Annotated in this window: 15 protein-coding genes and 1 pseudogene; 11 read left to right on the top strand and 5 right to left on the bottom strand. The window is 39.8% G+C overall.

Going from position 1 to position 19,934, the window contains the following annotated elements:
- Window positions 1-15: 15 nt before the first annotated feature.
- The 3 genes from C8322_RS08890 to C8322_RS08880 all read left to right on the top strand — a co-directional run bounded on the left by C8322_RS08890 (window position 16) and on the right by C8322_RS08880 (window position 3,379).
- Entirely contained in the window at window positions 16-1,260 is a 1,245-nt protein-coding gene (locus tag C8322_RS08890; protein ID WP_111810530.1) for an MFS transporter, read from the top strand.
- A gap of 137 nt (window positions 1,261-1,397) precedes the next feature.
- Window positions 1,398-2,549 carry a porin gene (locus tag C8322_RS08885; protein ID WP_111810529.1) on the top strand — a complete coding sequence of 384 codons (1,152 nt, stop codon included), beginning with the start codon at window positions 1,398-1,400 and terminating at the stop codon, window positions 2,547-2,549.
- 140 nt (window positions 2,550-2,689) lie between these two features.
- Window positions 2,690-3,379 (top strand): HAD family hydrolase, encoded by a 690-nt coding sequence (locus C8322_RS08880; RefSeq protein WP_111810528.1) that lies wholly within the window; start codon window positions 2,690-2,692, stop codon window positions 3,377-3,379.
- Here C8322_RS08880 and C8322_RS08875 read toward each other — a convergent pair.
- Window positions 3,376-4,056: a DUF421 domain-containing protein gene (locus tag C8322_RS08875; protein WP_111810527.1), complete on the bottom strand. Its 681-nt coding sequence runs from the start codon at window positions 4,054-4,056 to the stop codon at window positions 3,376-3,378. The two genes, C8322_RS08880 and C8322_RS08875, sit on opposite strands and share 4 nt — an antisense overlap.
- A 397-nt stretch (window positions 4,057-4,453) precedes the next feature.
- On the opposite strand from C8322_RS08875, the gene C8322_RS08870 reads away from it, so the two are divergent.
- The 4 genes and pseudogenes from C8322_RS08870 (at window position 4,454) to C8322_RS08855 (ending at window position 8,014) form a co-directional block, all read left to right on the top strand.
- On the top strand, window positions 4,454-5,173 hold the full coding sequence (locus tag C8322_RS08870) for a carbonic anhydrase (protein WP_111810526.1): 720 nt from the start codon (window positions 4,454-4,456) through the stop codon (window positions 5,171-5,173).
- A 111-nt stretch (window positions 5,174-5,284) separates the two neighbouring features.
- On the top strand, window positions 5,285-6,313 hold the full coding sequence (locus tag C8322_RS08865; RefSeq protein ID WP_111810752.1) for a molecular chaperone DnaJ: 1,029 nt from the start codon (window positions 5,285-5,287) through the stop codon (window positions 6,311-6,313).
- Window positions 6,314-6,404: 91 nt separating this feature from the next.
- A complete protein-coding gene (locus tag C8322_RS08860) occupies window positions 6,405-7,589 on the top strand; it encodes a molecular chaperone DnaJ (RefSeq protein ID WP_111810525.1) in 1,185 nt (394 codons plus the stop codon).
- A gap of 56 nt (window positions 7,590-7,645) precedes the next feature.
- Window positions 7,646-8,014: pseudogene (locus tag C8322_RS08855) on the top strand (endonuclease domain-containing protein).
- A gap of 48 nt (window positions 8,015-8,062) precedes the next feature.
- On the opposite strand, the gene C8322_RS08850 reads toward C8322_RS08855, so the two are convergent.
- The 3 genes from C8322_RS08850 to C8322_RS08840 all read right to left on the bottom strand — a co-directional run bounded on the left by C8322_RS08850 (window position 8,063) and on the right by C8322_RS08840 (window position 12,934).
- Window positions 8,063-8,728 carry an HNH endonuclease gene (locus C8322_RS08850; RefSeq protein WP_111810524.1) on the bottom strand — a complete coding sequence of 222 codons (666 nt, stop codon included), beginning with the start codon at window positions 8,726-8,728 and terminating at the stop codon, window positions 8,063-8,065.
- Window positions 8,728-9,975 carry an ATP-binding protein gene (locus C8322_RS08845; RefSeq protein ID WP_111810523.1) on the bottom strand — a complete coding sequence of 416 codons (1,248 nt, stop codon included), beginning with the start codon at window positions 9,973-9,975 and terminating at the stop codon, window positions 8,728-8,730. The genes C8322_RS08850 and C8322_RS08845 overlap by 1 nt, the downstream gene beginning before the upstream one ends.
- 64 nt (window positions 9,976-10,039) lie before the next feature.
- Window positions 10,040-12,934 carry a valine--tRNA ligase gene (locus C8322_RS08840; RefSeq protein WP_111810522.1) on the bottom strand — a complete coding sequence of 965 codons (2,895 nt, stop codon included), beginning with the start codon at window positions 12,932-12,934 and terminating at the stop codon, window positions 10,040-10,042.
- A gap of 188 nt (window positions 12,935-13,122) precedes the next feature.
- Here C8322_RS08840 and C8322_RS08835 point away from each other — a divergent pair, with 188 nt between their 5' ends.
- From C8322_RS08835 to C8322_RS08825, 3 genes are all read left to right on the top strand, one after another.
- Window positions 13,123-13,797, top strand: a complete 675-nt coding sequence (locus C8322_RS08835) for a hypothetical protein (protein ID WP_004810923.1) — start codon at window positions 13,123-13,125, stop codon at window positions 13,795-13,797.
- A gap of 17 nt (window positions 13,798-13,814) precedes the next feature.
- Window positions 13,815-14,621 carry an SDR family oxidoreductase gene (locus C8322_RS08830; protein ID WP_111810521.1) on the top strand — a complete coding sequence of 269 codons (807 nt, stop codon included), beginning with the start codon at window positions 13,815-13,817 and terminating at the stop codon, window positions 14,619-14,621.
- 223 nt (window positions 14,622-14,844) lie between these two features.
- Window positions 14,845-16,119, top strand: coding sequence for a glutaminase (locus tag C8322_RS08825; RefSeq protein WP_004810920.1), 1,275 nt, complete (start codon window positions 14,845-14,847; stop codon window positions 16,117-16,119).
- Between the two features lie 93 nt (window positions 16,120-16,212).
- On the opposite strand, the gene dhaK is transcribed toward C8322_RS08825, so the two are convergent.
- Entirely contained in the window at window positions 16,213-17,943 is a 1,731-nt protein-coding gene (gene dhaK / locus C8322_RS08820; protein WP_111810520.1) for a dihydroxyacetone kinase subunit DhaK, read from the bottom strand.
- Between the two features lie 343 nt (window positions 17,944-18,286).
- Between dhaK and C8322_RS08815 the strand changes: the two genes are divergently transcribed.
- Entirely contained in the window at window positions 18,287-19,906 is a 1,620-nt protein-coding gene (locus C8322_RS08815; protein ID WP_228156500.1) for a hypothetical protein, read from the top strand.
- Window positions 19,907-19,934 lie beyond the last annotated feature (28 nt).

Genomic DNA, 19,934 nt, shown 5'->3' with positions numbered 1-19,934 from the left:
AGCCAAGGACTTTTAATGCCGGCCATGCGCAACCTCTATGTTTTGCTATTTTCCTTATACTGGGCGCAAGGCTTGCCGGTAGGATTTATGACGCATGCACTTCCAGTAATTTTGCGTGCTCAAGGTGTATCTTTGACGCATATTGGGGGATTCGGCCTGCTGATGCTGCCTTGGTCAATCAAAGTCTTTTGGGCACCTCTAGTCGATCGTTATGGTTCTACAAAAGGCCATTATCGTAGCTGGACTATTCCCGCACAGTTATTGTCTGTCATCGTACTCATCATCCTGTCCTTTATACCAATTGAGGCATTAAATCAGCCAGTTTATCTGCTAGCTTTTTTTGTGGCGCTGTTATTTATGAATGGTATTGGAGCGACACAGGATATTGCTACGGATGGACTCGCGGTCAATATTCTGAGAAATGACCAGCAACACTGGGGTAATACCTTTCAGGTGATGGGTTCACGTCTGGGGTTTATTGTCGGTGGGGGTGCCATCCTATGGCTTTTGGATATCCTGCAATGGCAAACGACGTTCCTGATTTTAGCAGCTCTGGTCTTTCTGAATACTTTACCCATACTTTTATTTAAAGAGCCGCAACATGAAAACCTGAACGAGATTGCCAAAGCCCAGCAAAATAAATTCCAGTTAAAAACCTATTTTCAATATTTTCTCCAACAGCCTACTTTACGCTGGTGGCTGGCGATTCTGGTGACGTTTAAAATTGCGGATGGCCTGTCTGGACCTCTATTAAAACCGTTAATGGTAGATATGGGGCTGAGTTTTAGCCAGATCGGGGTTTACGTGACTATGTTCGGTGCATTTGCGGCACTGATTGGAGCAGGGTTGGCTGGTTGGTGCCTGAAAATATTTTCCCGTGCCCGAACTTTGATGGCTTTCTCAATTATCAAAATTATTACCCTAATGGCGTATACCTGGCTGGCAATGCAATACGAAGCCAAACAGTCAGTTACACCCATGGTGATTTACTTGATTAATGCGGCTGAAGATATGATTTCTGCCATGTTATTAGTCGTGATGCTGACTTTAGTTATGCAATACAGCCGTAAACATCTGGCGGGAACGGACTTTACGTTTCAAGTAGCGATCATGGCGACGGTAAGTGGCGGGCTTTATAGCATAAGTGGAATATTAGGGGATAGATTGGGTTATCAGGATTATCTGTATGGCATCGTTTTTACTGCAATATTGTGCTTAATCCCGATAAACGGTTGGATAAAATACCGTAAAATTGATTGAAAAATTATCTAAATCAAATGTTTGATTGGATATTAGCCTAAAGTACTAAAAAGAATATATAAATACATTTTTAATAATTTTGTAATATAAAGACGTTGTGTATGATTTGTTACAAAATAAACCAAAGGATTATTGAAATGAAAACCAAGTTAGCGACAGCGATTGCATTGAGCCTATTGGCGGGGACAACTTTTGCAGCACCAACTTTTTATGGTGAAGTTGACTTAAGTGTTGACTATGTAAAAGTTGACAGTGCGACTGGTAACGATCGTGATGTTACAGAAATTAACTCTAATAACTCATTTTTAGGTCTAAAAGGCGATGAGAAGCTAACTGATCGTTTAAGTGCATTATATCAAGCTGAATTCACATTCTATGGTGATGACGGTCAAGGTGGTTCAGGAAATGATACTTTTGTACCACGTAACATCTTAATTGGTTTAAAAGATGCAAAATTAGGTGCATTAAAAGCTGGTAAAATTGATACTCCAGTAAAACAGCTTTCTGCTGCAGTTGATACTTTTAATAACTATGTAGATAACTCTGCAGATGTACACGGTATTATGACAGGTGAAAACCGCATTGATAATGTCCTTGTATACGAAACACCAGCTTTTAACGTTGGTCAAGGTAAAATTGAAGCGAAAGCTTTATTAGCTACAGGTGAAGATGAAAGCCGTATTAAAACAACTAATGGTGGTGCTCAAGTTGCTGGTCGTGGCTTAGGTGATTCATGGTCTTCTTCAATCACTTATACAGATAAAACTTTCCTTGCTGGTTTGGGCTATGACAAAGCTATTCCAAGTCGTTTCTTAAGCCGAGGATTCCTAAATTCTAAAGCTTCTGAACGTGAAGTAGATGAATCAACAAATACACTAGCTTCAGCAGACACAATCCGTGCAATTGGTCGTGTAAATTTAGATAATGGCTTATCTTTGCGTGCTTTATATCAAGTATCTGACGTTAATAAAGCTTCTGTAAGCCCAACAGCTGAAGAAGTAACAACAGCAGGTTTAATTGATGATGCTCAAGCTTGGTTAATTGGTGCGGAATATAATCTGCCGAATGCTCAAGCATGGACTGTGAAAGGGCAATATAGCCAAAATACTGTAGCTTTCAAAAATGGAGCAGCTCCTGATTTTGAAGCGAATCAATTCTTAGTAGGTCTTGATTATGCATTTTCTAAACAAGTAAAAGCATACGGTCATGCTGGTTACCTGACTATTGAACAAGGTTCTGATGAAGACAAACAGGTTCTTGTAGGTACAGGCTTTGAATACAAATTCTAATTTAGATTTTGTGATCTGAAAAAAAGGCGATGTTTTTACATCGCCTTTTTATATGGAATTTTGTATAGCTTATGAGTTTAAACCCATTAGCAGCAGGATTTGAGCTGTTAAAGTAAACACAAAAGTTTGATGTAACTATTATGACTGTACGAGCTGTTTTATTTGACCTGGATAATACACTGACGCATCGCGATTTGAGTGTACAGGCTTATAGTCGCTATCTGGCAGAGCAATATAGTCAGATGCTAAATTTAGCCGATATCGCAAAAATTACCGAGATCGTACGCCGTATTGATAATGGTGGCTATCCGAAAAAAGAACTGCTGACCCATTCCACAATTGGTGGATCAGTCGCTTTTGCGCTTCTGCAAGAATTGTCCTGGCAATCTCAGCCAGCATTAGAAGAATTGAGTGATTTCTGGTTCCAGTATTTTGGCCAGTTCGCCGTCGCCATGCCGCAAGCAGAAAACTTATTGCGATCACTTAAAGCCGCAGATTATAAGCTGGCGATTATTTCCAATGGTGGACATGACACTCGGATGAATATTATTAACGGGCTGGGTTTTGCTCATTATTTTGATGAAATCATGAGTTCAGGTCTGGTTGGTATCAGTAAGCCAAATCCTGAAATTTTTCAATATACTGCGCAAAAACTTGCTGTGGCTCCAGAGCATTGTCTTTATATTGGAGACCATCCTGTCAATGATATTCAGGGTGCACAGAATGCCGGTATGCAGACTTTATGGATGGAAGGATTCCATACGCCTTTACAGCAGATAGAACACAAGATCCAGAATTTGGCTCAAGTGCTGGATTATCTCAAACATTAAGTCTGACGCTGGGTATTGATGGCTTTGATCCATTTGCAATATTCACAGCGCTGGCAGATTGCATCTGGACTAGACAGCAACTCTACGTTGCCGCAATGCAGACAGGCATAATAAGTATGTGGTTCAACTTCTGTAATGAGATCTTTTTGGGCTTTAGGAAATAAGGGCAAGCCATAACGGACTTCTTCGGGACTGTAAAAGAGTATGCTGAATTTACCATCGCTTTCCAGCAGTCCAGTACGAATTTGTCCTAAGTGTTCAGCACCTTGCTGACGCATTTCGGCAAAGAATTCATCATGCGACATTTTGCCTTTGGAAATATGCTCAAGCACCATTTCACCATTTTCGACAATATAAAGCGGTTTGCCTTCGAGCAGATCTTCGAAGGACTGATATTGCATGGTCAGGTAGGTGGTAAGACGGTATAAAATAATGATGGTAGACATGACGATAAACGCCTGCAGCAAAGGCAGTGTTTCATCGAACATAGGATCGCCTGCGATCGAACCCAAAGCCAAGATAATTGCGACTTCGAAAATGGAAAGTTGACGTACCCCACGTTTACCGGTCAAGCGCAAGAATACAATGATCATGGTATACATGACCAGGCAGCGCAGCAGAATTTCGCCAATAAAGGTCCAGTCAGTGTCATGGATAAAAATCGTGAAAAAATCCATAGGCTTAGCTCATATTTCCTTAGGTGAACTGAGTGTAGCAATGAACTTGGATGTGAAGTTTAGTGATTATGTTTATACAGGTAAGATCTCGGTATCATCAGTTATCAATTAGCCGATGATGAACATGAATTACCAATTTAAAAATATTATATTTTTCAATTAATAACAAAACTATAAAACTCTAACGACATTCAAGTTTGAGAATGGAATCTTTTGTGCTTGTTTCAAATTTCCGCTCTGTTTTAATAATACCCGTCTGAATTTTTTAATATCATAATCATTATTATAGATATTATTTTATTAATAAATCAGTTGCTTAATTATATCGTATGGAAAATTAATGTATGAATATTCATGCATTTTGACAAGATGATTGATAACAAGGGTGGGTGAATAGATGAAAAAGGCCATGTTATGTGCAGTTGCTTTTGGACTGATGAATACGGCATATGCGGATGCAGACTGGGATTATAAGCATACCCATCAGTGGGGTTCACTGAGCGATAAATATACTGCATGTAATAGCGTAAATCAGTCACCTATTAATATCGAAGGCAGCGTAAAGGCAGAACTGGAACCTTTAAAGTTCAGCTATAACACCATGATTCATGCGATCGAGAATAAAGGTCATACCGTACAAGTGGATTTTGCTCAAGGTGGCGAATTGCAGCTGGACGGCGATACCTTTGTACTGAAACAGTTTCATTTGCATAGCCCGAGTGAAAACTTGATCAAGGGCAAAAGCTATCCACTCGAAATTCACTTTGTACATGCCAATGCCAAAGGTGAGCTGGCTGTAGTGGGGATGATGTTTGAACAAGGTGCAGAAAGCCAGATGCTCAAACGTATGTGGAACCGTTTGCCGAAAAAACAAGGTGAAAAAGTGGTATTAAGCAAACCGCAACCGGTAAATGAGATGCTGCCTAAAAACCTTGATTATTATCGCTTTAGCGGATCACTGACCACACCGCCGTGTTCGGAAGGGGTACGCTGGCTAATTCTAAAAGATATTCAGCAGGCTTCGGCACAACAGATTGCAGCGTTCTCAAAACTTATGGGACATCCGAATAATCGTCCGATTCAGCCCTTAAATGGACGGGTTATTGTTGAAAATTAATTGATAACTCCCTTAAGCAGACTGCGGTCTGCTTTTTTTATTTGCAGTAAATCAGCAGTCACTTAAAAGTTTTAGGGATAAAATAGCATTTATTTGCTTTGCATGTTTGCCATGTCTTTTGATTTGAAAACCACTGTTCAGCCCGATGCCGAGCTTTCACCGCAGCAGAGAAAGCTGAACCGTTTGATTAATAAAATTGAACAGCAGCAGCTTGAACTGAAGCAGTGGCAGCAGGCGCAGGAACAGATTCAGCAATATACCCGTCAAACCTTGATGCCGGTCTATCATGAGTTACATACAGTGCTGTTTCAGCAACTGGAACAGCTCTGGACGCATTTGCATGAGGCTGAATTTTCCAAGGCCGAGGCGACGCAGCTGGATGTAAAAATCCAGTCTCTTGCAGCTTACTTAAAAGATTCTCAATCTTTATCAGGGCAACATGTCCAGATCGTTGACGACATTTACAATTATTATCAACAGCATATTGAATACACGCAAGGCAGAAAAAATAAAAAGCAAAGCGCCCAGGAGATAGAGCTATTTTTCGATGAAGAAAGTGATTCGGATCAGATAGCATCCGATGACTTGGAGGAATGGGATAGAGAAAAGTACAGTCAGGCACGTGAGCAAGCCAAGTTAAAACGCCAGCAGGAAAAACTGGAGCAAGCTGCAAAGCTGGCCGAGCAGTCCTTAAAAACCGTGTATTTAAAAATTGCGGCAACCATTCACCCGGATCGTGAACCGGATGAAGCGAAAAAAATAGAAAAGACTGAGCTGTTGCAGCAGGCAAATGAAGCCTATGCAGCACAGGATTTATTTTATTTGCTGAAACTGCAAATCCAGATTGAGCAGAATCGGGATGTTTCACAAAAGGGTTTAAGTTCCGAGCAGCTAAAGTTTTATCAACTGGCTTTAGATCTACAAAGCCAGAAACTGGATGACCAGATAGAAGAGATTATTCAATTGTTGAGCTGGAATAAAAAAGCCCATACAGGCAAGGTCAAAATTACCGATTTATATAAGCAGGTGGATGCGGATACTTCAGCGCTGAAAAAGCAGCTAAAAGGGGAAAAGGAACGGTTGAAGTATATGAAGAAAGTGAGTGGGGTGGAGATGTTGATGGAGCATGGGATTTTATAAGTAACTTAAGATTTTTAAATAGGTCAAAAGTTCTTAAGGATTCATCATGTTAAGATATTAAAAGTATTGAAATAGGTAATGAAGTCAGATCATGAGCATTTTGGATTTAAGTGCGTATCAAGCAACTGAAAATTTATCCCCACAACAGAAAAAGTTTAATCGCTTGGTTAATAAAATTGAGAAATTACAAGCTGTATTAGAAGAATGGCAACAAGCGCAGCAAAAAGTCCAACAGGAGGCAAGTAAAGAACTTTTACCTTTATATAGTCAGTGGCACCAAATTTTATTTAGTCAATTAGAGACCCTCTGGCAATATAAAAATACGCATAAAATCGCAAGAACATATTTACAGCGTTTAGATGAAAAAATTTCAATTTTAGCGAGTCAGCTTCTGAATAATCCTAATCTATCTGCACAGCAACATGAGTTGACGGTTATCATCGCTCAACATTACGAGCTTATAGAAGTGGATTCTCACTCTGAGGAAGTCGATATTCATGTCAATGATCATTCGAATCAAGCACAGGATGCTGATGAAATGATGAAGAAACAAGTCATGAAAGAAATTCTAGCAGATCAATTAGGGGTGACAGTTGATTGGCTTGACTTCGATTTAGATCTTGATAATCTCGAAGCGTTTATGGAAAAAGTGAAAGATAAATTAGATCGAGAAGAAGCTGACTTTCTACAAAACCAACTTAATGAAGATGAGCGTAATGATTATCAAAAATTTGCTGAAAAAGAAAAAAAGAAGATTTTAAAAAAGCAAGCACAGCTTGAAGAAGCAAAAAAAATGGCAGAGCAGTCATTGAAAAAGATTTATTTAAAAATTGCTTCACTGATTCATCCTGATCGTGAGCAAGATGAGCAAAAACAAATTGAAAAGACAGCATTATTACAGCAAGCCAATTCAGCTTTAGAGCAGAAAGATTTACTGACCTTGTTAAAATTACGTGCTTATGCAGCACAAGTTGATCAAAAACAGGCAGTTAAAATCGCAAATGAGCATTTGAAACTTTATAATCTATTGCTAGAAGAGCAAATTGAGCAATTGCAATTTGAGGTAGATGATATTGTTTATTCATTTGATTGGGTCGGCTCTGGTTTTTATAAACAGACCTTTAAACCGATTGATTTGACTAAGAAATATCAAAGAGATTTGATTGATATACAAGAAAAACTATTAAAAGACAAAAATCTTTTAGATGCTTACAAGGATTTTGAATACTTAAAAATTTTACTTAAAAAAAGGACATTTAGTTGGTCATTGGATTAATTTTATCATTGATTCTGAATTAAGCATCATCTTTGTATGGTGCTTATTGAAGTGACATTAAGACAGATCCCCAACTACTCATCTTCGCCAAATCCATGCGTCACACCGCCACTGATGCAGAAGCTTTAATGTGGCAACTTCTACGTGCTAAGCGATTTATGAATCTTAAATTTCGGCGTCAGCATGTGATCAAACCTTATATTGTGGATTTTTACTGTCATGAAATTGGTTTGGTGATTGAGCTAGATGGCAGTCAGCATGGAACGGATGATGCCATCTAATATGATGCTGATCGAACCAAGTTTTTAGAGGCTTTAGGTTTAACAGTAGTTCGGTATTGGAATCATGACGTGTTGGGGCGGACGGATGTCGTGTTGGAGGATTTGTGGACGGTGTGTACTGAATTAAAAAATACCTCTCCCTAACCCTCTCCTAACAGGAGAGGGAATATCCTTTACTGAATTAAAAAATCTTTATGCTTCAACAAGTAGAGCAGATAATGCTTGAACTTCTTTTAAGCGATTATTGATAAGAGCTTGAATATCTTGCTTAGACAATGTTTGGTTTGAATCGAGCAATTCGTCTGTGACTTCGATCGTTTTGAAACTCACGCTATCCCAATCACTGTAACTTTGAAAAAAGCGACTCAAGTTACAGAACTCTATAGTTTTTGCACCTTTATCAGTTTTCTTAATTAGAAAATGATGATTAGGTTCAGCTGTTCTTTTGATCTGAATATGATCATCATAATTATCATAGAAAGGATGAACGAAAATATATTTATCAGATCCTTGCGGTAAGTTTTTAACATTAGTTTTTCGTGACTTATGTGGGTTCTTATTTCCTTTTGCAGAATTGCATTCAACACAACTCACAATCAAGTTTTCTGGTTCAAACAGAAATTTGCTGTAAAGTGATTTGGGTAAAATATGATCTATATCCCAATATCTGCCATGTTGAGATGGGATCTGATGCTTACAATAGAAACATACGTTATTAGTTTCTGTTAAATAATGAGTTCGAATTAAGCTTTTAAGCTCTAGAATTTCTTTACATTCCTTATTCCAAAATGTGTGATCTTGTTTATCATAAGTATTAATATATTTATGAAATTTTGAAGGAATAACAAATACTTTCATTATTCCTCCTCAAGATCTAATAAAACTTCAACTAAGGATTTAACTTTATCTTTATCTTGAAACTTTTTTTCATAATAAAGTTTCTTAACTAACTCTTTAGTATGGATTTCATCTAAGCTTAAAGTTACATTGGTATTTAACTTATTGAGAATAATGAGTATTTTTCTTAATAAATATTCATTGTTATTTCCTGGAGCACTAAATACTTCTGTTAATTGAAAATCAGCAGATCGGTTAATAATTTCTTTAGAACTTTTTAACTCTTTAGAATTTAAGTTTAGTACAAAAGAATTTTCACTATTAATATTTGATATTATTTGTGGTGAATGAGTCGCAATAAAAAATTGGCAACCTGTATAACTTTTACTTAGTAACTCAATTAGTTTAATTATTTCTGTTTGCCATTGTGGGTGAAGGTTCAATTCAGGTTCATCGATACATACTAAGCTATCATTTTCAATTGAAGATATTAATGCTAACCCTAGAGTTAGAATCGAAAGTTGTCCTGAACTTAAGGATGTTAAAGGTAGTTTTTTGTTTTCATTAGGGTATGAAATTTTAGTAATCGATAATAGTTTAAGTTGTAGTAGTTCTATAATTTCTTTTTTTAATGAAAATATATTTTCTATAGAGATGATGAAACTATCTTCTTTACATAATTTTTCTAACTTGAGTTCTGATCCATTTTTATTTTCTTCTGAGTATTTTTTTAATTTTTTAAAATGAGTGGACTTTGTTATTTTGAATTCAATAGAGTTTGGTAGGTTTAGGAATTTAGAAATAATTTTCCAATCTTGTGATTTATGTAATTGATTCTTATTGGAAGATATGAAAATTTCAAATAACTGGAATAAATGTAAAGAGCTAATGTTATTTTTTATTGAGAAATCTACCTCATTATATTTAATATAATTTTCTATTATATTTTTGTATTTAGCTAAATCTTTATGATGTTTATCTTGTCCAAAAACAAAATCTGCTGGATTTGTAGAAAATTTAATATAATTTTTATTAATTTTCCAAGGTGTTGGGAGCTTATTGAAGTGTGCGGAAGAAAATCCAATTATTCTAGAAAAGTTATAATCTTCTTTACTAGCTAGCATAATTATTTTATTTAAAAGTCTACTTTTACCAGAATTATTAGATCCAATTATAATTGTAAAGGAATTTTTGTTGGAAGTTAAATCATCTTTGGGAAAAAGTGAAATTTTCTGATTATCTAGTTCAGTTTCTGTAATTTTTTTCATATTTAAAAATAAAGGGCTGAATAATCAGCCCTTTATACACAAATTAGATCAAACTAACAACACATTAAAGCGCTGCAATCTGCTCCATATTCGCCTTAATCTTCGCTAACTGGTCAGCAAATTCAGCAAGTTTAACTTTCTCGCCTTCAACTACAGCAGCAGGTGCTTTCGCGACAAAACCTTCATTGCCAAGTTTAGTGGCAATTTGGTCATGTTGTTTTTGAACCTTGTCTAAGTCTTTTTGTAGACGACCCAATTCCGCTTTAGGGTCAATTAAGCCCTTCATTGGAACGAATACAGATACGTGACCTACAACACTCGATGATGACAATGGCGGTTGTTCAGCATCAGCTAGGAAAGTAATGCTTTCAACTTTTGCCAATGCTTTAAACAACGGTTCAATACGAGCAATCTGTGCTTTTTCAGCATCAGTGGTATTTTGAAGAAGTACAGGCAACAAGCGAGCATTACCTAGACCCATCTCACCACGGATGTTACGTACCGCACCAATCAAACCTTGTAGCCATTGCATATCTGCTTCAGCTTGGTCATTCATCAACGCTTCGTCAGCAACAGGGTATGGCGCCAACATAACCGTTTCGCCAACAATGTTCAGTTTCGGCGCAAGGGTTTGCCAGATTTCTTCAGTCAGGTACGGCATCAACGGATGAGCCAAACGTAAAGATGCTTCCATCACAGAAAGAAGAACACGACGAACTTCAGCTTTGCGCTCTTCAGACACATTTTCATCGTTCAGAACTGGTTTGGTTAATTCAACATACCAGTCACAGTATTCATTCCAGATGAACTCGTAAATCGCTTGCGCAGCCAAGTCTAGACGATAGGTTGCAAATGCGGTTTGCACCGCTTGTTCCGCTTTTTGCAGACGGCTTACGATCCATTGTTCAGGCAATTCCCAAAGGTCTTGACGTGCTTCTGAACCAATCGTTTGACCTTCGACATTCATCATCACGAAACGCGTTGCGTTCCAGATTTTGTTGGCAAAGTTACGGTAACCTTCAACACGTTTCATGTCGAACTTGATGTCACGACCCGTATTGGCAAGCGCACAGAAGGTGAAACGAACTGCATCCGTACCGTAAGATTGAATGCCTTCAGGGAATTCCTTACGGGTTGATTTTTCGATCTTCGCTGCCTGTTTCGGGTTCATCAAACCTGTGGTACGTTTTTGTACTAAAGTTTCAAGATCAACACCGTCAATCAAATCGAGGGGGTCAAGCACGTTCCCCTTAGATTTAGACATCTTCTGACCTTCACCATCACGTACCAAACCATGTACATACACAGTTTTGAACGGTACTTGAGGTGTACCATCTTCATTTTTCATGAAGTGCATCGTAAGCATAATCATACGAGCAACCCAGAAGAAGATGATGTCGAAACCTGTTACCAATACATCAGTCGGGTGGAAAGTATTTAAGAAATAGTTTTCTTTATCTTTCGCAGCGTCACCTGTCCAACCTAAGGTTGAGAATGTCCAAAGACCAGATGAGAACCAGGTATCCAGTACATCTTCGTCTTGGTTCAATTGAACATCGGCAGGAATGTTATTTTTCGCACGTACTTCAGCTTCGTCACGACCCACGTAAACATTGCCTTCTGCATCGTACCAAGCAGGGATACGGTGACCCCACCACAATTGACGTGAGATACACCAGTCTTGAATGTTGTTCATCCACGCCATGTACATGTTGCTGTACTGCTCAGGAACGAACTTGATACGACCATCTTGAACCGCTTCAATTGCAGGTTTCGCAAGTGGCGCGATTTTCACATACCATTGATCCGTCAATAACGGCTCAACGATCACACCTGAACGGTCACCACGAGGTGGTTTCAATGTGTAAGGTTGAATTTGGTCTAACCAGCCTTCAGCTTCAGCTTGTTCTACTAACTTTTTACGTGCTTCAAAACGCTCTAAACCAACATAGTCCGCAGGTGCAGGAATGGTTTTAGAAATTTGCTCGCCCGCTTTTGCGATGTATTCAAACTCAGCAAGAACTTCAGCATTTTTATTGAAGATGTTGATGATAGGCAATTCACAACGTTTACCCACTTCATAGTCGTTAAAGTCGTGCGCAGGGGTGATTTTTACACAGCCTGTACCGAATTCTTTGTCGACATATTCATCTTTAACGATTGGAACAGCACGACCTGTAATCGGCAGGATGATGTTTTGACCCACCAAGTGTGCATAGCGTTCATCATCTAGGGCAACCGCAACCGCTGTATCACCGAGCAATGTTTCAGGACGAGTCGTCGCCACAACAATGTGATCTTTACCATCGTGGGTGCGTAGTGACTTGTCTTCAAAGAAATATTTAAAGTGCCACAGTGAACCTTGTTCTTCTTTATCAGACTCAACTTCCAGGTCAGACAGGGCAGTTTGCAGTTTAGGGTCCCAGTTCACCAAGCGTTTACCGCGGTAAATCAGACCTTCTTCATGCAGTTTAACGAACACTTCTTTCACTGCGTTAGATAGGCCTTCATCCATGGTGAAGCGTTCACGAGACCAGTCAACTGAAGAACCTAGGCGGCGGATTTGACGGGTAATATTACCGCCTGATTGTTCTTTCCATTCCCATACTTTTTCGATGAACTTTTCACGCCCCAAGTCATGACGGCTGATGCCTTGTGCACCCAACTGACGCTCTACAACCATTTGCGTTGCAATACCTGCGTGGTCAGTCCCCGGTTGCCAGAGCGTATTTTTACCTGACATACGGTTATAACGGGTTAAGGCATCCATGATGGCATTGTTAAAACCATGACCCATGTGCAAGCTACCGGTGACGTTTGGTGGCGGAATCATGATACAGAAAGACTCGCCTTTTTCAGACGGCTTGAAGTAACCGCGCTCTTCCCAGGTTTGGTACCATTTTTTCTCGATCTCGGTCGGATCGTAAGTTGTAGCAATATTTTGCGCTGAATCAGTCATAGTTCGAACAGATCAAAAGTGGATAAAAAATTGCATCTATTGTAGCAAAAAAAATGGCGGCTGCGGCAGCTTAACCAAAAGCAAACTTTAAGCAATTGGCAGTAAGCTGAACTCATCGTATGATAGCAACAGCGCCAGACAACTCATCACAAAATTTAAATAACAAGATGAATATTAAGGATAAGAAGATGAGCTATAACATTTCCCTGAAAATACAGCCAGAAACTCACTATCGTTTCCGCGATATTCATTCCCGTCTCAATAGTGGTGATCAAACCAGTCTGTCCAAAGCCTTGGGTGAAAACCTCACGGATATTGCCTGTGAAATTATTGATCAGGTCTTTGGCCGCCTTGCGCGTCTTTCAAATTCTGCGGATCGCGAGTCTGAAAAAGTCGTCCAGCAAATTGTCGAGACTACACGTAAATATATGCCATGGTCAGTCTCATTTTTTGGCAATGAACGGCTGATTCCCATGGTGAATTATCTTTATGAAATGACCCATGAAATTGAAGGCGATTATTACGTGCGTTATCCCATTCAGAAGACGCTGGCGATCGAATTACTCCGCTATGTAAAAGAAATGGAAAGTGGCAATCATCATTGTGTTTCACCTGCCTTAAAGACCTTTATTGAAGTGGTGGATCAGGGGGTTACCCATCTGGTACGTCAACCCAAAAACATGCTGAAGTTCAATATGGTGGTTGATAAAACCCTGAATGGTGTGATTCATTTAACTACGCAGCTCGGTTATAAGCGTTTTGACAAGTTGGGAAGCCTGTATGATGCACCGACCATCAGTCATTACTTTGAGCATTTTTTAGCGTTTTTAGAAGATGAAGTAAAACAGACATCGGATATTTAAAAGAGATAGAGGGATCAATGGCAAAGCTGGAAAGTTTAAATGGAAAAGTGGTCTGGATCACCGGAGCATCTTCAGGGATTGGTAAGGCAGTCGCGCAGGAATGTGCGTCACAGGGAGCGCAGGTAGTTTTAACGGCACGCCGTTTTGAAGAACTGGAAAATGTGCGTCTCAGTTTGCCTAATCCTGATCAGCATCTGTCTGTCATTGCTGACATTACCGATGAAACCCAAGTAGAAAAAGCCTATGCCAAGGTTTTGGAAAATAAAGGCCGGATTGACTGGTTGATCAATAATGCCGGTTTAAGTCAGCGTGCCCTGATTGCCGACACCACCATGCAGACTGAACGCGCCATTATGGAAGTGGATTATTTCTCGCAGGTGTATTTGACTAAAACGGTCTTGCCAACTTTCTTGAAACAGCAGTCTGGACGTATTGTATTTATTTCCAGTGTAGCAGGTTTGCTCGGCACCCAGTATCGCGCATCTTATTCCGCTGCCAAAGGTGCAATACATATGTGGGCGAATAGCCTGCGTGCTGAAGTGGCGGATCAGGGTATTCAGGTCTCGGTGATTTTCCCGGGCTTTGTCAAAACCAATGTCTCTTTTAATGCCTTAAATGGTGAAGGCAAACCGCAAGCCAGGCAGGACGAGGCGATTGAAAATGGTTTAGAGGCTGATGATTTTGCTAAACAGACAGTGAGAGCATTACAGCAGGGCGAGGAATACATTGTGGTCGGTGGGAAGAAAGAAAAACTGGGCGTACTGGTTTCACGTATTTCACCAAAAGTTCTGTACAAGATGATCCGTAAAACCAAAGTAAAATAAATCATCCAGATTAAAAAAGGGCAGGAGCGCCCTTTTTTATGTCTCTTAAAACTTCAATAAAAATAACAATACTTAAAAATGCAATTCATTTCTGGAGAATTGCCCGTACAGGGAATGCGTCCGATAACATGGATATGCAGAAAATTACCTTTTCACTCTGGTACTTAAGCTGAAAACCGGTATGTTAATTAAAAATAATAGTGAATTGGAATAAGCTCATTCGATGAAAACACCGGTGCCAGACTACCTCAAGCATGTTTTAACTTCCTGCCGTGACAATGAAAAAGGTGCCCTGGCAGATTATATTCCTGAGCTGGCAGCCGTAGACCCGGATAAGTTCGCTTTGGCGCTCTCTACCGTAGATGGCACGATCTATTCCACCGGTGATGACGAAGTTGAGTTTACCATGCAGTCCATGTCCAAGCCCTTTGCTTATGCTCTGGCTTTGCAGAAAGTTGGCTTGACCAAGGTCATGGAAAAAGTAGGCGTGGAACCTTCGGGCGAAGCCTTTAACCAGATTTCACTGGAGAAGGATTCCAATATTCCAAAAAATCCGATGATCAATTCGGGTGCAATTACCACCCACTCCTTGATTCCCTATAAGCGGACAGTGTCCCGTGCCGAACAATTGCGCCGTTTTTTAAGTGGTCTGGCGGGGCGTGAACTGAGTTTTGATACCGATGTATATACCTCCGAACTGAAAACAGCATTTCGTAACAGATCCCTGGGCTATATGCTGCGTACCGTGGGGGTGCTGGAAGAAGATCCAGAAGCGATTGTAAATGGGTATATCAAGCAGTGTTCAATCAAGGTGACGGTCAAAGACCTGGCGATGATCGCCGGGGTACTCGCCAACGGCGGAATTCAGCCACAAACCGGTAAAAAATTGCTGGACCGTTCTGTAGTGCGGCAAGTCCTGAGTGTGATGCTCACTTGCGGCATGTATGATGCTGCCGGGGACTGGCTGACCACCGTGGGTATTCCGGCCAAAAGTGGGGTTGCAGGCGGTATTATCGGAGTGTTACCTGGGCAGGTGGGTATCGCCGTGTTTTCTCCGCGAATTGATGAGCATGGACATAGTGTACGTGGCGTCGATATTTTTGAGCGTATGTCCCGGGAAATGGGGCTGCATTTAATGGAAGGGACGCCATCGGCACAAACCATTTTGCAAAGTCGTTATCTCACCGGTAAACGTGATCATGTGGTGGTGTACGAACTGCGTGGCGTATTGCAGTTTACTGAATCGGAAATGCTACTGCGTATTTTGCAAGATGAACCGGAAGGCAAAAAACGAATTGTGTTGGATCTGACCAATTTGACCTTAATTCATAATGTCGGTGCTCGAATGTTATTTGAAGGTGTGGCCCGTTTGAAGAAGGATGGTCATCCAGTCGTGGTGGTTGACTCGGAAGGAATTTTAAGTGAAGCCCAGATGAAGGGAAATAAAAGGGTCGTGGTCAAAGAAAAACTGACCAAGTATCTGGAAAAATTTCAATAGACGTTTTTCTGTCAGCTTGCTTCAGAATAGGATATCTGTCAGTAAATAAAAAAGCCCCGATAATGCGAGGCTTTTTTTCAAATCTTGAAATTCTTATTTAATATGTTCAGCAATATCCGTAAAGATTACGCCTAACCCATGTGCACCTGCATCAGGATAGCCCAAGCTACGGTCACCGACCGTACCGGCACGGCCCATACGCGCCACGATGTCTTTGGTGGATTCTGCACCTTTTACTGCCGCCGCTGCACCCAACACAAAGTTTTCTTTAAAAGTCTTATCGGTATTGGCTGACCATGAATCGGCACAAGGAACCAAAGCATCAATCAGGGTCTTGTCACCAACAACTGCTCCACGGCCAAATGAACGTTCGCCGGTAACTTGAATGCCTTTCACTGCTGCTTGCAGCATCTCGGCAAAATCTGACACAGTTAATGTGGATTTGCCTTGAATGGCTTTACTCGCTGCACGAAACGCTGAACCCCAGATCGGGCCTGATGCACCACCACAGTGTTCCATAATAATCATTGAACTATTTAGCAAGAATTCATCCATGTGCTGGGCTTGAATCAGGCTTTGCCATTCGCGTTTCAGCTGTTTAAAACCTTTAGCTACACTCATGCCAAAGTCACCATCACCTGCATGGGCATCCAGCTCGCAGAATGGCACTTCGTTTTTGATAATACAGGCAGCCATCACATCGACCACATAACGCATATTTTCAATTGTGAACTGTTCATTTTGAATTTCAGCATGTTCGGGCTGAGTTTCGACTTCTGTATTTATTACATCTTCTGCTGCGGCATTTTTTGTTGAGAAGATTAAAGGCTGTGCTGCTGAACCATCCATTTTAAGAGCGGGCGTATTGGCCTCTGCATCTAAATAACCTTTTAGTTCATCATCCACAGCTAGCAATGACACCGAAGCACCGTTCATGTCGATACTGGTCATGTAGTTGCCGACAAAAGTACGGTAAATCTTGATGCCTTTGCGCGCCAAATGTTCGCACACATCATTATTAAAGACATACAGCTCTTGCATTGGTGTTGAACCAAAGCCATTCACTAGAACAGCAACTTCTTGCATGTCAGGACGATTGAGGAACAGGTCATCGATAATACGTTGTGCCAGTTCTTGGGATGGCAGAATTTTTTCACGACGAATGCCCGGCTCACCATGGATGCCGACGCCGTATTCCATTTCATCATCTGCCAACGTAAAGGTGGGCGTGCCTTTGGCAGGAACGGTACAAGAGGTATAGGCGAAACCAAGGCTAATCACATTGTCAGCCGCTTTTTGTGCCAGTTCTTTCACGCGTGCCAGTTCATAGCCTTTAGAGGCAGCAGCACCGGCAATTTTATGCACGAAGATCGTACCGGCTACACCACGACGACCAACGGTATATAAGCTGTCTTTTACCGCGATGTCATCAGCCACTTTGACATAGTCAACTTTAATGCCATCTTCCTGAGCAAGTGCAGCGCCATTCTGGAAATTCATCATATCGCCAGAATAGTTTTTGATAATCATCAGGACACCTTTGTCCGTCGCGACTTGCTGCAAGGCTTTATAGACCTGAATTTGTGAAGGTGAGGCAAATACGTCACCACATACAGCAGCATCTAGCATACCTTGGCCAACAAAGCCGGCATGAGCAGGTTCGTGACCGCTACCACCACCACTGATCAGGGCGACATTTTGGTGTTTTTCTTTTCGGGAAATGATTTTATAAGATTCATTAAATGCCAGTTCTGGATGTGCCAGGACAAAGCCTTTGCACATTTCGACAACGATGTTTTCAGCACCGTTCATGAGTTTCTTCATTGGAACACCAACAGTCATTGATTTGGGAGATAAATTTATTGGTCTATTATTCATGAAAGTGATGAATTTTGCAGACTTAAAAGTGTAAAAACGAAGAGTTTGGGATTGATGGGTTAGAAAAGGGGCGTTTTTTTATCTTTCCCTAGCCCTCACTTGCGTTTCATTTTAAAGCAGTGCTTTAAAACTTGCTCAGGAGAGGGAACCATCATTATTAAATTTAAACAGTTATTTAATTCATATTAATTTCTCCCTCTCCCATTGGGAGAGGGTTGGGGTGAGGGTATATTGTAAATGATAGGTTTTTGGATTAATTTATCCATAAAAATTATGTGGATAATGGCATATGATCCAACCAAATTGGGAAGTGTTTTCGGCAAAATTTTCAAATAATCAGCAAGTGACATTCGAATGGTTTGCTTATCTATTATTTTGTCGAGAATTTGATTTACCAAAAGGATGGTTTGGGTTTAAAAATCAGTCAGGCATTGAAAAAAATCCAATTGAAAAAGAGGGTGAAGTCATAGGCTTTCAAGCCAAGTTTTACTCTACAAGTCTTTCTAGCCATAAAGATGACTTTTTAGAAATGCTAGAGAAAGCTAGAAGAGATCATCCCACACTAACCAAAATATTGGTATATACAAATCAGTTTTGGGGAGAAGCATACAATAAAGCTGAAAAAAAGATGATGTCCCCTCAGGCTTTAATAGATATAAATGCTAAAGCTAAAGAATTAATGATTGAGCTTGAATGGAGAGAAGCTTCATTTTTTGAATCTGAATTTGTGTGCTTAGAGCATGATGATTTAGCTAAATACTTTTTTACAGAGCAAAAGCTAGAAGGTTGGCAACGCTACGATGATTGGTCAAATACAAAGGATAAAGTTGAAGCAGAATATTTAGTTGATGAAGATATTAAAGTTATTGTACCTAAAGATTTTAACAAAAATGAAATTAGTGTGACTGATGGTATCAATACAATTCGAGAAAAACTATCAGTAGGCGGATCTTCTATAAGATTGGTTGGTCTCTCAGGTGTAGGTAAAACACGCTTTGCTCAAGCTCTTTTCGATGAGCGCATTGGAAGCAATAGCCTAGATATTAAAAATGTTTGGTATTGTGATTTTGGTGATTCACCTAACCCACAACCTCAGCATTTTGTTGAAGAGCTGATTCAAAAAAAGCAACCCTATATTTTAATTGTCGATAATTGTGGCCAAGATACACATGGCAATTTAACGAAAAAAATTCAAGATACTCAAATTTCGTTATTAACTATTGAATATGATGTTCAGGACGATTTACCAGAGAGTACAGAAGTTTATAAATTAAAGCCAAATAGCCCCGAAATTATTAAAAAAGTTATAGAACGACATTACCCACATATTAATGATTTAAACGCAAGAAAAATTGCTGAGTTCTCAGGTGGTAACTATCGATTAGCTTTGGCAGTAGCTTCAAATATTGAACGTAGTGATAACTTAGCATTGCTTACAAGTTCTGAGTTGTTTGAACGACTCTTTTGGCAGAGAGGACAGCGAGATGATGAGTTATATAAAGTTGCTCAAAATTTTGCTTTAGTTTATTCCTTTAATCTAGAAGATGAAGGCGAAGAAAATTCTGAAGTGGATTATCTATCGAGATTTGCAAGAGTTGATAGTTATGATGCTATTGAAAAAATCGAAGAGCTGAAAAGTAAAGACATTGTTCAACAGCGTGGGAAATGGCGTGCAATTTTACCACATGTACTAGCAAATCATTTAGCTAAAGAATGTATCTCAAAGAAGTTAGTTAGACATCTAGATGAGTTTATTCAAAATATGCCTGCACGTTTGCAGATGTCCTGTATTAAACGTTTAAGTTACTTACATGATGTTCCAAAAGTACAAGAGTTAGTGACATCATGGTTTTCTTCTAGTGGATGGTTGGGAGAGAAACTTTTAAAAGAGGTGGTCCCACTTGTTTGAACAACTAAAAGCGTATTTATAAGTGATA

The sequence above is a fragment of the Acinetobacter sp. SM1B genome, assembly GCF_003289665.1.
GTDB lineage: Bacteria > Pseudomonadota > Gammaproteobacteria > Pseudomonadales > Moraxellaceae > Acinetobacter > Acinetobacter schindleri.
Note: the sequence above shows the minus strand (reverse complement) of the source record. Positions and strands in the feature narration are given on the sequence as shown.